Raw genomic sequence first — 14,425 nt, forward strand, 5'->3', positions numbered from 1 at the left:
TAATCAACCAATTATTCATCCTAAAACACAACGGACAACCATGGCAGCAATCAATCCTTATCTAAACTTTATTGGGCAACACCGAAGAGGCTTTTAACTTTTACAAATCGGTCTTTGGTGGAGAATTTGCAATGATTCAGCGTTTTAAAGACACGCCTGAGGCAGACAAACTATCCGTCGAAGATCAAAACAAACTCATGCACATCGCCTTACCCATCGGTAATGGAAATGTGTTGATGGGAACTGACGCGTTGGAATCTATGGGACATACGCTTACTTTTGGCAATAACTTCTCGCTGTCTATCAGCGCCGACAGCAAAGAAGAAGCTGAAAAAATCTTTAATGGCTTGGCCGAAGGAGGTGATGTAGAAATGCCGTTACAGGATACCTTCTGGGGAGCTTACTTCGGAATGACCGCTGAAAAATTCGGTATCAAATGGTTGGTGAATTACGATTACCCCAAAAACTAAACTACTTTACTTAACCCCACAAAAAAACAGCCATGATTATCAAAGAAACGCAGCCTTTTAATGCGCTTACCTTCACAACGCAGGCTACCCTTCCTGAACTGAGTAAGTATGGTCCGGTTGGTCAGAAATTATGCAGCGAAGCCGAGCGACTCGGTATACAACCCGGCGGCCTTCTTCAATGGAACTACTACGAAATAGACGGAAAGCCCGAAACGGTTTTTACGTTGGAGATAGCCTTACCTGTTCATGAAAAAGAGGCAGAAGTGCAGGGTTTTGAAAGTAAGCCAATTCCTGCGATCAAATGCCTTTCATTGGTGCATGAAGGACCGTGGGAAAACTTGCCCCAATCGTACGGAAAAGCGATGGGTTATCTTTCTGCCAATGATCTTACGATGACTGGTGAATGTCGGGAGATTTATGCAACGATAGATTTGGAAGAAACCGCCAATAACATCACCGAAATTCAAATAGGAATTAATTAAGTGCTAAAGCACAACGGGGCTGCCCGTGCGGTTAATCGTTATTTGTCAACCGTTATCCGTTTAAAATCAACGAATTATATCGAAGCAAATACCCTAAAACTTCTGCTCATTTACTTAACAGCCATTTACTGAATAAACAAAAGTGCGGAGTAGGGAAGAGGATTGACTCTCCCTTACATCGCACTTTCAGTTTTTAGTAACTTTTCAAACCAATTCCATTGCCCTTTCTTCGGCTTTTTCTTCTTTCCAGTGTTTCCAGCGCGGTCCTAATACTCTATTCATTCCTTTGTCAATGGCAAAGTGGCGGGCAATATTCCATAAACCGCGCAAACGGGTATAGACACTGTCATTGGAACGAAGCGCTATGGAGAATCCTCCGTCCACATATTGAATAAAATGCCAATACATGGAAGGAATAAATAGGGTTTCGCCGTGTTCGAGAGTTGTATCCCAGCCTTGAGCATTTTTAAAGGCGGGATAGTTTTCATAGTCGGGCTTCAACACGTTCATGTGGCTCTGTACCGTGAACGGATGTTGATATAGGTAAGGACTTTGGTCGGGGGAAAAAAGCACAACCCGCTTTCGGGTTTGAAACTGCGTCAGAAATACAGAAGAGCAGTCGATGTCGTAATGTAAACTGACAACCGCGTCCTGCCCTCCAAAAAACATGAACGGATACTCTTTTACAAAGCCGTCAGTAATGGTAGGCATTTTAATATCTTTCACCATATCGGGTGCATGTTGAAAGATATTATACAAAAACATCCTCAATTCGGTAGGGCCTTCCTGAATTAAGTCCAGATAATCCCCAAAAGGCATGTGCACTTTAGGAGCCATGTAGCCTTTGCCTGCGTTGTGGAAATCATTTCCAAAAAGAGGGACTTTCAAATGTCCGTAATTGGTCTTCAGATAATCGAACGTCCATTTGTCAGTGGCAGGCCAATCGGCAGCTAAATCGCGAAAAACTACCGGACGCGAAGGTAAAAGGTATTGTTCTCTGAATTCTTCAGGAGTAAGTCCCGAACGTTTTTCAATAGGCTGTAATTGCATTTTTTAACGATGGTTTTAAGTGGAGAATACATACTTTAGTATATATGATAAATCACTAAAAAATCGTACCAACACGTGTGTATTTTATGCCCATTAGCACCATTTGGCTCCAATGCTCTTTCTCTTCTACTTTTTTTAGCCAATAAGTGCGGTTTATTTGACCATAAAACTCTAACAAACAGTGAATTTGTTCCATAAACCACATTAAAATCTCTTTGAATTACACAAAAAATAATTCAACAGGTTGGATATACAGAATTACAATGGTTTTTGGGTATTCTAATTCTTTTACCTCAAACAACTACTTGGAAGATTCGAGCGAGTTAGTAAATTTGGGGACTTTGAATCTTAATAACTTTGATGAACTAAATTTCTCTAAACTACAATGCTTGAAGCTGCTGTACAAACCAAAATAGACCAATGGCTCGGTGGAAATTACGATGCCGATAGCAAAGCTACTATTCAACAACTTGTTGATCAACAAAGCTTTACTGAGCTGACAGACTCATTTTACAAAGATTTAGAGTTTGGTACTGGGGGATTGCGCGGATTGATTGGGATTGGTTCTAACCGCATGAATCAGTACACCGTAGGAGCTGCTACACAAGGTTTAGCCAATTATCTGAACAAAACTTTTGCTGGCGAAAAAATCAGTGTCGCTATTGCTCACGATTGCCGTATCAAATCAGATGAATTTGCGCAGGTGATTGCCAACATATTTTCGGCCAACGGAATTGACGTTTATTTATTTAAGTCATTGCGCCCAACTCCCGAACTCAGTTTTGCCATTCGACTTTTGGGCTGTAAAAGTGGCGTAGTCGTAACGGCTTCTCACAACCCGAAGGAATACAACGGCTACAAAGCGTATTGGGATGACGGCTCGCAGGTGGTGGCTCCGCACGATAAAAATATAATCGACGAGGTCAATGCCATCAAAACGATCGATGATATTAAATTTCAAGGAGATTCTTCCAAAATTCACCCTATCGGTGAAGAAGTCGATGAAAAATACATTGACCAAATTTTATCATTGTCAATTTCAAAAGAGGCAATTGCGCGGCAAAAAGACCTGAAGATTGTGTACACGCCCATCCACGGAACCGGTGTAACGCTTGTGCCGACGTTGCTGTCGCGTATGGGATTTGAGAACGTAACCGTCATTACTGAACAAGCCGAACCCAACGGAAACGGACAATTCCCGACAGTGGTTTATCCTAACCCCGAAGAATCGGAAGCGATGTCGATGGCGGTAAACAAAGCCAAGGAAATTGACGCTGACCTTGTGATGGGAACCGACCCGGATGCCGACCGTGTAGGAATTGCCGTTAAAAACCACCACGGTGAAATTCAATTACTGAACGGGAATCAAACCGCTACTGTATTGATTTATTACCTGCTCCAGGCGTGGAAAGAAGCGGGTAAGTTAACGGGGAAAGAGTTTGTGTGCAAAACCATTGTTACCACCGATTTGATTGATAAAATGGCTGCCGGTTACGGGGTTCATTGTTACAATACACTGACCGGGTTTAAATACATTGCGCAGGTAATCAGAGAGTTGGAAGGACAACAACAGTTTATTGGCGGAGGAGAAGAAAGCTACGGATACCTCATTGGTGATGCCGTACGTGACAAAGATGCCATTGCAAGCTGTGGGATGATTGCCGAGTTGACAGCTTACGCCAAGGACAAAGGCCTGAGTTTGTTTGATATGCTGATGGAAGTTTACAAGAAATTTGGATTCTATTACGAAGGTCTGATTTCTTTAACCAAAAAAGGTAAAACAGGTGCCGAAGAAATTCAACAAATGATGGCTGATTTTCGGGCGAATCCGCCTCAGTCATTGGCCGGTTCTCCGGTAACGCGCATCGACGATTACAAATTTTTGAAGCGCACCGAAAATGGCGTTACGGTAGATATTCCGTCGGGAAGTATGGGAATTGAATCATCAAACGTACTTCAATTCTTTACGGCCGATGGGACCAAATTTACGTGTCGTCCCTCGGGAACAGAGCCTAAAATCAAGTTTTACGTGGGAGTCGTGGGCGCTTTGGAGAAAAATGAAGATTTTGATACAGTTTATGAGTTACTCAAGCAAAAAGTGAAGGCAATTGGTGAAGAATTGGACTTAAAATAGGATTAATTACTAAATTTTTTAAAAAATATTTGCTTGAACGGAATAAAAACGCGTATATTCACGTTACGTTTAGAGTCCTGATGAAAATCAGGGCTTCTCATCATAGGTTAAGTGTGAGAAAAGCCATTCGCTTATAGCGAAATGGCTTTTTTGTTTTGAGTCTTCTTCCTTATTTTTACATTTCATTTGTGTCCTGAAAAGTTTAAGTTGAATCATAATAAGAGTTTTGAAAATTAATGCTCTTTTATTATTACTTCTTAATACTCAACTTTCAAATCCTAACTCTTTCATAATGAGGAATATTAAGATTGTTTTTTGCCTGCTTCCCCTTTGCGTCGGGGTGATGCTTACATTAGGAAGCTACGCTCAGGATGCCAATTATGAGCGAGATTATAAACGTGCGGTAGCCCTCTATAAAACAGGTGAGTATGAATTGGCAATGAATGATTTGACTCCTCTTACTTCGCGTAAACACCAGAATGGCATGGTGCCGTTTGCGCATTATTATTATGCTTTAGCAGCCCAAAAGACCAATCGCTTTGCTGAAAGCCGCCAAATGCTTATTCAGCTGCGGGAGCGCTATCCGGATTGGAAGAAAATAGATGAAGCGAATTATCTATTGGCTGATTTGACCTTTCGCGAAAAACAGTTTGGTGAAGCGCTGGACTATTTAAGCGAAATTACCAATGCGTCCGTTAAGAAAGATGCAGAAGTACTGAAAAAGATGTACATCAGCCAATTGCAGGACATCAAGTACCTGAAAAACTTAAATAAGCAATATCCTTCCGATAAGTTGATTGCCCATACACTGATTGATTTGATTCAAAAGACCTCCAACGATAAAGCGGATTTAGAACTTTCGGATGAACTTACCAATCGTTTTGGCGCGACTGCGACCAAATCGGCCTCTTCTGCTTCTACTTCGGCAGCAGTTACGCCTATCCGGCAAAATGCGAATAATCCCCAAAAAGGCTACTACAACGTAGCGGTCGTTTTGCCGTTCAGACTGAAAGAGTTCAGTGGAAATCAGCGCGTTCGCTCTAATCAGTTTGCCTTTGATATGTACGAAGGCATGAAGTTGGCAAAAGTTAAATTGCAACAGGAAGGAATACTGGTGAATATGTTTACGTACGATGTCGGAAATGACGCGGAAGAAATGCTGGATATTGTCAACAATACGAACTTTGCTCAAACCGATTTAATTGTAGGACCGGTGTACAGCGAGCCGGCTAAACTTGCGGCTGATTTTGCGGAAACCAACAGCATTTATTACGTACATCCAACGACTCTGGCAACTGATATTTTAATAAATCATCCCAATACGCTGATGCTGCAACCCTCGTTTGAACGTCAGGCGGCTCAAGGGTTTGAGTTTATGCGTTCATTGCCTGCCAATACAAATCGTAAAGTAGCGATTTACTACGGCTCGACTCGGCGTGACTCTACGTTGGCGGCGGCTTATCGAGCCAAAGTTACGGAAGCAGGTTTTCAGGTGGCTGATTTTCGTAAAACCCGTGAAAAATTGGATTCGACAGCGGCCATTACCGAGGCAAATAAACCGGGCCACGTAGCGGTATTCAGCGGCACCGAAACGGATGGAACCAAAGTAATGAATATGTTGACCAAACGGCGTTTAAATGCGCCTTTGTTGGCAAATGCATCCTGCTTCAATTTGCAAAATATTCAACCCTCTTCTTTGTCGGGTCGGGATGTGTATTTAATGGACACTGAATTTATTGATACTTCTAAGCCTCAAGTGCGTGATTTTCAGATTCAATATTTTACAAAACGCAATACCGTACCTTCCATTTATGCCTTGCAGGGTTATGATGCTTTGCTTTTCTTTGGACGTATGATGCATAAATACCGCAATCAACTTCGTAGCGGGTTAGATGCCAAAGCCTATTCGGATGATTACCTGCTGTCAGGATTTAATTACCTGCGTTCCAACGATAACCAAGTGGTTCCCATTGTTCAAATGGATGATACGAAGTGGGTTCGGGTCAATGGGCAGTAATCCACAGTTTATAGTCTAAACCATAGTTTACAGTTTATAGGTGTAATGGTTTGTTACGTTGTGGATATAGGTCAGACGGTAGTCAGACCGTCTTCTGCTCTTTTGGGTCTGACTATCGTCTGACCCGACTGCCCACAACTTAAACAACTAATTCACATAAGTTCAGTAAACGGTTAATTTTTGTATATTTTCCACCATCAATAGATAATTTTTAGATGTCAATTACAGAGAGTCAATCGCTTTTCGAAAAAGCAAAACAATACATTCCGGGGGGAGTCAATTCGCCGGTAAGGGCGTTTAGAGCCGTGGGTGGCTCACCTATTTTTATCAAATTGGCCAAAGGCCCTTATATCTACGACGAAGACGGAAATCAATATTTGGAATTCATTAACTCGTGGGGGCCAATGATTTTGGGACATGCTCATGAATTGATTGAAAAAGCGGTTTCGGATGCCATCCAAAATTCATTTTCCTTTGGAGCACCTACCCGCAAAGAAGTAGAGATGGCAGAATTGATTGTGAGTATGGTGCCTTCGGTGGAGAAAGTACGGATGGTGAATTCTGGTACAGAAGCAACCATGTCGGCCATTCGGGTAGCGCGAGGCTACACCAGACGCGACAAAATGATCAAATTTGAAGGTTGCTACCACGGCCACGGCGATAGCTTTTTGATTGCGGCCGGAAGCGGTGCCGTCACGATGGGGGTGCCCGATAGCCCGGGTGTTACCAAAGGCGTGGCCAATGATACGTTGACGGCTCCCTTCAATGATTTGGTAGCGTTGGAACAGCTCATTGATGCCAACCGAGGTCGAATCGCCGCCCTGATTTTAGAGCCGGTCGTTGGAAACATGGGTTGTGTGTTGCCCAAAGAGGGCTATTTGGAAGCCATTCGTTCGCTGTGCACCAAAGAAGGCATTGTTCTGATTTTTGACGAAGTGATGACCGGTTTTCGCTTGTCCAAAGGCGGTGCGCAGGAACGTTTCGGTATTGTGCCCGACATGACTACGATGGGTAAAATCATCGGCGGCGGGATGCCCGTAGGAGCTTATGGAGGCAAACGTGAAATCATGGATTGCGTTTCTCCTGCCGGGCCTGTGTATCAGGCCGGGACGCTTTCGGGGAATCCCATTGCCATGTCGGCAGGGTTGGCGATGCTGCGTTATTTAGACGCTCATCCCGAAGTGTACATGCGTTTGGATGAAGTGGGAAATACCATTACCGCCGGTTTCAAAACTTCTCTACAGAAATTAGGGTTGAATTATACCATTAACCACATTGGGTCGATGTTCACGCTCTTCATGACCGACCAACCCGTTACTGATTTTACTTCGGCCAAAGCGGCTGATTTGCCGTTGTTTGGCCGTTATTTCCAAGCGATGCTCAGGCGTGGAATTTACTTGGCCCCTTCGCAATTTGAAAGCCTGTTTTTCTCTTACGCCTTGGAAAATGCGCACATTCAGCAATTGATAGAGGCCAATGAGGAGGCCTTGCGTGAGGTGATTTAAAAGCTGTCCGTTATACGATTATGTCAGAACGCTGATTGTTTAAGATTTTTATGATGGAATTATGTTTTGTTGAAGCGTAAATAATCATAAAATTCTCTTAATAATCAGCGTTTTGTATCAATGTATGCGTGCCCTGTTTCTAAAATTTTCGGATCACATACACCCCTGTACACAAAAGCACGACACCTATTAATCATTGCCAAGTGATGGGATGAAGTGTGGCGCCCAGTAGCCCAAATTGGTCAATCACCATCGCTGCGATGATTTGTCCCATCAGTACCAAAACAGTCACATTTCCAATGCCCAGTTTAGGGGCAAGCCAAACAATGAGCAAAACGTAGGTGCCCCCTAAAAGACCGCCGATATAACTCCACTTGGGAGTGGCAGCAAAATGCGCCATGTTCGGAGCAGTTTGTCGGGACAGCAATATATAGGCTGACAGCCCGATGACGGCAACAATAAAGATGGTAAGTGCTGAAAAATAAGGGTTTTGCAGACCTTTTCCCAAAACCGAATTCATAGCACTCTGAAAGGGAATGATTACGCCATCGGTAATGGCGAGCATGACGTAGAGAATAGAATTGTTCATTTTCACTGGTCTAAAAGTAACGTTTTTTCGAAGTCTTAAATATACTGATAAATCGGAGGTGACAATCAATACATGCCGTGAAAGATTTGAAACACCATTTACAGAAACGACACGGTCAGTTGCTAAGTAACCGTGTCGTTCTACAAAAATCGGAATGTGTTCCTATCAAAAGCCGCTTCTCAATTCATCCCTATCACAAAGCCATACTTCCCTCTCTGTGCCAATGCCTTATTGGTCAATAAAATGCGTTGCACTGGGTGATTGTCCCATTTGGTTTTAAAACTCACGTATTCCATTCCTTCGGTGGAAGGCAAATCGGTCGAAATACTCCAGAGTTTGGAGTCATATTGCAGCGTGACGGTTTGGTTTTTCCACGTTTTGAAAATGATTTTCCCTAGCGTGGCGATATCAATGTCGCAAACCGTCATGAAGACCTGTTGCAGCGAATTGGGTTTTTGATTGAGCGCATAATCGTCGCTGATTTCAATCGTGTTTTTAGTTCGGTTCAATTTTACGGTTCGATTCCACGACGCAATACCTGCCTCTTTGTCGTAACTTGGGGCAATGTTCATGCTCAAAGAAGACTCTTTATCGTTCACTACACTTTTTACGTTAGCCGCTTCGTAGGCTCTTCCCGCAATTTGTCCTAATCCGTTGATGATAGGTAAATTATGGTACTGCGATTGCGTAAACCACAATTCATAGCGTTTCGAGGAAAACGTACGGGCTGTGTAGTTTCCGCGTCCGGCGTCAATGATAACAGGCTCACCATTGGCATAAAGCAAAAAATCGCCCACGTCGTTGTGGTTGTGACTTTCGGCATTGTGGCCGCCGTGCGTAGCCATGTAAAAACCGTTGTCAGCGCGGGTAGTGAGTACTTGAATGTCGTTGAACCAGGCATTTTTAACGGGATTATAGCTATTCTTTCCGGATTCTATGTTCTTAACCGTCAGTAAATTCTGAACTTTACGCATCCGATGAAAACCATTGTTGGAGATAGCTGTCGGATATTTTTCCACCGCCCATTTGCCAAACTGTTTCAGTTGAGAATCATTGATTTTTTGTCCGAAACGGTACAGCATAATCCCGTCAGGTTTGAGCTTGGGGTCGGCATCGGCAAAATTGACGAAGTAATCGTCGGAAATGTGTGTTTTGTAAACGTAAGAAGCCATCTTTTGAATCAACGGCTCGCTATAGATGGCTACTTTGCCTTTGGTAGCTTCGTCCAGCAGTTCCAGGCAGTCAAATACGCAGGCACCCGCTGCAAACCAATAACTTGGACCTTCGTCGCAACCTCCGTCTTCGCCCAATCCGTTTAAATACAAATCCAATCCCACCATCGAAGCATGCAGCGATTGAGCGCGACGGGCTTCGTCTTTTTCGAGTAATAAGGCAGCTGTCATCCAGTTGGACATAATCCACGGATTCCAATTGTTGACCGCATTCTTTTTGCTCATCCAACTGTAATGGTCGGAATGGGTGAGCATGGGTTCAAAGAGGCGATTGTTGGTTTCGTAATAAATCCGCTTACGGACAAGTTTGTTGATTTTATCTAATTTATCCCCCACAAAATAATCAGCTAAGGCCAATACAGAGGCGGTTTCGGCGGCGAAAAGATCAACCACACGATTTTCGACATTAGGCAATCCAGTACCCCCGATATGGGCTGGAACACCCCAGAAACTTTCTTCACAAATAGACCAAACGCCGTTAAGAATGGCTTCGGTAAAGCGACCTTTGTCTTCGATGCTTTCGGCTACTACTAAATCAATCAACGCATTCCGCTTTCCAAACGAAATCTTGCTGTGACGTTCGCGGTCGCCGGAGCGTACGAAATCAAGTGAAAGGGTGGCGGAAATCGGTTCAAATTTGTAATTGAGTACGTCTTCTCCTGCTTTGATGGTTTTTGTGATAACAGAGTCGGGGAGGGCGGCTTTCCACTCAGCAGCGGTTTTGGGATAGGGCTTGAATTGGTTCTGTGGAATCAAGGATTGTTTGACTGCTTCTAACGAATATTTGTTCCCCAGAATATTTCGCTGAGTCACTTGAGAGTGAGCGCAAACAGTCAGCAATAGCAAGAAAAATGTAAATAACTTTGTCATGAATTTGGATATTGGATTTGAAAAATAATCGGTAAAAACTCCTCAATTGTTCTGGTATTTCTGCTGTGCAGGCTTTTAATTGTGCCACTGGCATTTCAAATCCGAAAGAGCATAGTGATTTAACCTAAAAATTTGCCTGTCAATAAGTAAAAACGGGTAACCGGTCGTTTTACTTAATCTATAACCGTTTATTTTTGATTCTCTCTAACACAAAAACGTTCTATATCGATGCATCTTAAAAAACAGGCTAACATCAAACTCGCCTCATCACTGGGAGTAGCCTTTTTGGTGGTTTCGTGCATGAAGATGCCGCGCAGCAGCCAACCCGTTCTCATCAAAGAAGATCCCGCAAAGGCTCTTAGCAATGCGAAGGAAATTCGCGAGAAAACACCCGCAAAATTGGCTGATGGACTTCAAATGACCCTTTGGGCTTCTGATTCGTTGGCACCCGATCCCGTGGCGATGTCGATTGACGATAAAGGACGTGTATATATCAATCGTACCAATCGCCAAAAAAACTCGGAATTTGACATTCGAGGACACCGCGATTGGATGACGGAGTCTATTGGTTTGCAAACCGTCGAAGACCGTCGTGCGTTTTTGCATAAAACCTTTTCACCTGAGCGCTCCAATGAAAATGCGTGGCTGGATGATTTGAACGAAGACGGCTCGCACGATTGGAAGGATTTGGCCGTTGAAAAAGACGAAATTTGGCGTTTGGAAGATACCAATAACGATGGCATAGCCGATGTTTCGTTGCGAATTCTGGAAGACTTTTACGACGAAATCACCGACGTGGCCGGCGGAATGTTGGTACGTGCCAAAGATATGTTTGTGGCCATTGCCCCGGATTTGTGGCGATTGGAAGACCGTAACGGTGACGGAATCATTGATAAAAAAACATCTATCAGTCACGGCTACGGCATACACATTGGCTTTAGCGGACACGGTATGTCGGGTGTAACGGAAGGGCCTGACGGACGGATTTATTGGAATATCGGTGATATCGGAGCCAATATTACTTCTCCCGATGGAAAAAAACATGAGCACCCCAATTCAGGTATTATTGCTCGCTCTAACCCGGACGGCAGCGATTTTGAAATCTTTGCCCATGGCCTGCGCAACACCCACGAGTTTGTATTTGACGAATATGGCAACCTGATTTCGTCGGATAACGACGGCGACCATCCCGGCGAAAGCGAGCGCTTGGTGCACGTGGTGCAGGGTTCGGATGCAGGTTGGCGCTCCAACTGGCAATACGGCAAATACACCGATCCTAAAAACAATAAATACAAAGTGTGGATGGACGAAAAATTGTTCAAGCCACGCTGGGACGGACAGGCCGCTTATATCATTCCTCCCATTATGAACTACCACAACGGCCCTACAGGGATGGTGTATAATCCCGGTACGGCCCTGGGTTCTGATTGGAAAAAGAAATTTTTCTTAGTGGAATTTGTGGGTACACCGTCACGTTCGCATATCTGGTCGTTTGGCCTAAAACCCAAAGGTGCTTCCTTTGATTTGGATGGTGAAAAAGATATTTTGAGCGGCATTTTGCCCACAGGTATTAAGTTTGGCCCGGACGGTGCCTTGTATGTCGCTGACTGGATTAACGGTTGGGGTACCAAAAACTACGGCCGTGTGTGGAAGTTGGATGTAACCAAAGAAAAAAATGATTTGGCAGCTATTCGATTGGAAACCAAACGTTTGATTCAATTGGATTATGCTTCGCAAACGGAAGATATGCTGTATTCGATGCTTTCTAATGTCGATATGCGCATTCGTCAGAAAGCCCAGTTTGAATTGGTGAATCGGACCAAAAAAGGAGTACCTATGCTGACCCAAGCCATTGAACAAACCCAAAGTCAATTGGCGCGTGTTCACGGGATTTGGGGAATTGGCCAATTGGCTCGCCAAGATAAAGCGTATGCTTCGACTTTGATGCCTTTGTTGAAAGACAAGGATTCGGAAATCATTACCCAAGCCGCCAAAATGCTGGGCGATGCCCGCATCGCTACGGCAGGAAACGACCTGATTCCATTGCTTAAAAACACCAATCCGCGCGTTCGTTTTTACGCGGCTGAAGCATTAGGGAGAATTGCTTATGCTGATGCAGTAACACCCCTAATTGAAATGATTGCTGCCAATAACGACGAAGATGTGTATCTCCGTCACGCAGGTGTATTGGCATTATCGAGAATCGGAAAAGTGGAGCCGATAATCAAATTGTTTGAAAATCCAAGTAAAGCCCTACGGATAGCTGGGGTGTTGGTATTAAGACGTTTACGGAATGAAGGTGTAGCTCTTTTTCTTAATGATGAAGACGAGTATATCGTAGCTGAAGCTGCCCGTGCCATTAATGATGATTTATCTATTCCGGGCGCATTGCCTTCTCTTGCTGCAAAATTACAAAGCATGAATATTTCCTCAGAAGTCATTTTGCGAAGAGCTATCAACGCTGCTTTGCGCGTGGGCGGAGACAAAGAATTGGATCTGCTCATAGCATTTGCAACCCGTACTTACATTAAGGATGACATCAAAGCAGAAGCCTTAGCGGCCTTAGGCACGTGGGCGAATCCTTCGCTCATGGATCGGGTGGATGGTCGCCACCGGGGTAAAATTGAAAGAGACCCAGCAGGTGTGAGAGCTAAAGTAGCACCTTATATCGCAGGATTTTTGAAAGAAAAGAATCTGGAAACCCTTATTGCAGTAGCAGGTTTACTGGCTGATTTGAAGATTACCACTGCGAATGCACAGTTAGTTCAAATCTATGACGCGACGGAGAACGTCAAAGTGAAAGCCGCCATTTTGCCTGCTCTGAATCAATTAAGCTATGCCCAAATGGACGGCATGATTAAAAAAGGCATGGACGATAAAGACGAAAGTGTACGTACGGTAGCTTTGGGATTGTTGGATAACAAAAATATGACCAAAGAAATGTTGCCTATCATCGTGAATTCGGTATTTACGAATGGCACGGTACGCGAGCAACAGAAAATGTTGGAAGTATTGGGTAAAATGGATGCCGACAAAACGCAGGTGATTCTGGATGGTTTGATCGACCAACTCAAAGATAAGAAACTGTCAACTAATCTTTCATTGGAATTGAAAGAAACTGTCGAAGCCTCCGGTATAGCGGCATTGAAGACCAAAATGGCATCTTTGAAGCCGGGTGCTACGTTGTTGGACGAATATGCAGAAACTCTTTTTGGCGGTAACCGTTTCCAGGGTCGCAATATTTTCAACAACAACTCAACGGCTCAATGCGTACGTTGTCATGCCATTGGCGGTACGGGTGGAGCAGTAGGGCCTTCATTGACGTATATCGGTGATGTCTTAACCCGCGAGCAACTGTTGCAGGCATTGATCGAACCAAGCGCTCGACTTTCGCCGGGTTTTGGAACGGTGTCTCTCACACTCAAAGACGGACAGGTAGTAAACGGCACATTGGCTAAAGAAACTGCCACAGAATTGACCGTCAATACGTCCGATGCGGAGCCGTTGGTGATTCCGGTAGCGCGTATTACCAAGCGCGAAAACATGCCGTCAGGTATGCCACCGATGGGTTCATTGATGTCAAAAAGAGAGATTCGCGACGTGGTTGAGTATTTGGCGAATTTGAAGAAGTAGGAGCAAGACCGTTATTGGTTAACCGTTCATTATAAAAACCGCCGCAGAGCTTGGGCTTTGTGGCGGTTTTGTGTGAATAACATTAATCTTTAAGTAGTTTATAGAGTAGCCCCTTGTAATTTGGCTCCTCGTATGTTCGCTTTTAGTAATTTGGCTCCTTGTAGATTAGCTCCTTGTAGATTAGCCTCTTGTAAATCAGCTCCTTGTAAATCAACTTCTTGTAAGTTAGCTCCTTGCAAAATTGCATGATTAAAACTACAGTTTATAAAAATTGAGCGGTAAAAGTCTGCCTTGTAAAAATCTTTCATATCAAAATGGGAATTTGGGTACTGGGTTTATAATTTATGATATTTAACTTTGCGTCATGAATGTTATAGATTTTGACAAATTTAAAGAGTTACAATACTTCAATAATGAATTGTGCAAGTATCATAACAAAATAG

General features: G+C 43.7%; 9 protein-coding genes and 1 pseudogene. 6 read left to right on the plus strand and 4 right to left on the minus strand.

The genetic code is table 11. From position 1 onward, the window contains the following. Window positions 1–71 precede the first annotated feature (71 nt). Both Q0081_RS24885 and Q0081_RS24890 read left to right on the plus strand, forming a co-directional pair. Window positions 72–470, plus strand: coding sequence for a VOC family protein (locus tag Q0081_RS24885; RefSeq protein WP_310586529.1), 399 nt, complete (start codon window positions 72–74; stop codon window positions 468–470). Between the two features lie 32 nt (window positions 471–502). After that, complete coding sequence (locus tag Q0081_RS24890; protein ID WP_298360130.1) at window positions 503–952, plus strand: GyrI-like domain-containing protein; 450 nt, start codon at window positions 503–505, stop codon at window positions 950–952. Between the two features lie 204 nt (window positions 953–1,156). Here the strand turns inward: Q0081_RS24890 and Q0081_RS24895 are convergent, their stop codons facing one another. Beyond that, entirely contained in the window at window positions 1,157–2,002 is an 846-nt protein-coding gene (locus Q0081_RS24895) for a cupin-like domain-containing protein (protein ID WP_298360132.1), read from the minus strand. A 385-nt stretch (window positions 2,003–2,387) separates the two neighbouring features. Here Q0081_RS24895 and Q0081_RS24900 point away from each other — a divergent pair, with 385 nt between their 5' ends. The 3 genes from Q0081_RS24900 (at window position 2,388) to hemL (ending at window position 7,658) form a co-directional block, all read left to right on the plus strand. Next, entirely contained in the window at window positions 2,388–4,136 is a 1,749-nt protein-coding gene (locus Q0081_RS24900) for a phospho-sugar mutase (protein ID WP_298360134.1), read from the plus strand. A 292-nt stretch (window positions 4,137–4,428) separates the two neighbouring features. After that, complete coding sequence (locus Q0081_RS24905; RefSeq protein ID WP_298360136.1) at window positions 4,429–6,153, plus strand: ABC transporter substrate-binding protein; 1,725 nt, start codon at window positions 4,429–4,431, stop codon at window positions 6,151–6,153. A 215-nt stretch (window positions 6,154–6,368) separates the two neighbouring features. Beyond that, on the plus strand, window positions 6,369–7,658 hold the full coding sequence (hemL, locus tag Q0081_RS24910; RefSeq protein WP_298360138.1) for a glutamate-1-semialdehyde 2,1-aminomutase: 1,290 nt from the start codon (window positions 6,369–6,371) through the stop codon (window positions 7,656–7,658). Window positions 7,659–7,851: 193 nt separating this feature from the next. On the opposite strand, the gene Q0081_RS24915 is transcribed toward hemL, so the two are convergent. Both Q0081_RS24915 and Q0081_RS24920 read right to left on the minus strand, forming a co-directional pair. Further along, complete coding sequence (locus Q0081_RS24915) at window positions 7,852–8,247, minus strand: DMT family transporter (protein ID WP_298360140.1); 396 nt, start codon at window positions 8,245–8,247, stop codon at window positions 7,852–7,854. A gap of 179 nt (window positions 8,248–8,426) precedes the next feature. After that, the gene (locus Q0081_RS24920) at window positions 8,427–10,349 is read right to left on the minus strand and encodes a heparinase II/III family protein (RefSeq protein WP_298360142.1); all 1,923 of its coding nucleotides are present in this window, start codon (window positions 10,347–10,349) and stop codon (window positions 8,427–8,429) included. Between the two features lie 228 nt (window positions 10,350–10,577). On the opposite strand from Q0081_RS24920, the gene Q0081_RS24925 reads away from it, so the two are divergent. Further along, window positions 10,578–13,982, plus strand: a complete 3,405-nt coding sequence (locus tag Q0081_RS24925) for a HEAT repeat domain-containing protein (protein WP_298360144.1) — start codon at window positions 10,578–10,580, stop codon at window positions 13,980–13,982. 98 nt (window positions 13,983–14,080) lie between these two features. Here the strand turns inward: Q0081_RS24925 and Q0081_RS24930 are convergent. Next, window positions 14,081–14,302: pseudogene (locus Q0081_RS24930) on the minus strand (pentapeptide repeat-containing protein); the annotation flags it as partial. Between the last annotated feature and the right edge of the window lie 123 nt (window positions 14,303–14,425).

It is taken from the genome of Runella sp., assembly GCF_027484545.1.
Taxonomy (GTDB): Bacteria; Bacteroidota; Bacteroidia; order Cytophagales; family Spirosomataceae; genus Runella.

Coding starts and splice junctions, on each gene's coding strand:
- Q0081_RS24890 (WP_298360130.1), top strand. CDS start 503: ATGATTATCAAAGAAACGCAGCCTTTTAATGCGCTTACCTTCACAACG.
- Q0081_RS24895 (WP_298360132.1), bottom strand. CDS start 2,002: ATGCAATTACAGCCTATTGAAAAACGTTCGGGACTTACTCCTGAAGAA.
- Q0081_RS24900 (WP_298360134.1), top strand. CDS start 2,388: ATGCTTGAAGCTGCTGTACAAACCAAAATAGACCAATGGCTCGGTGGA.
- Q0081_RS24905 (WP_298360136.1), top strand. CDS start 4,429: ATGAGGAATATTAAGATTGTTTTTTGCCTGCTTCCCCTTTGCGTCGGG.
- hemL (WP_298360138.1), top strand. CDS start 6,369: ATGTCAATTACAGAGAGTCAATCGCTTTTCGAAAAAGCAAAACAATAC.
- Q0081_RS24915 (WP_298360140.1), bottom strand. CDS start 8,247: ATGAACAATTCTATTCTCTACGTCATGCTCGCCATTACCGATGGCGTA.
- Q0081_RS24920 (WP_298360142.1), bottom strand. CDS start 10,349: ATGACAAAGTTATTTACATTTTTCTTGCTATTGCTGACTGTTTGCGCT.
- Q0081_RS24925 (WP_298360144.1), top strand. CDS start 10,578: ATGCATCTTAAAAAACAGGCTAACATCAAACTCGCCTCATCACTGGGA.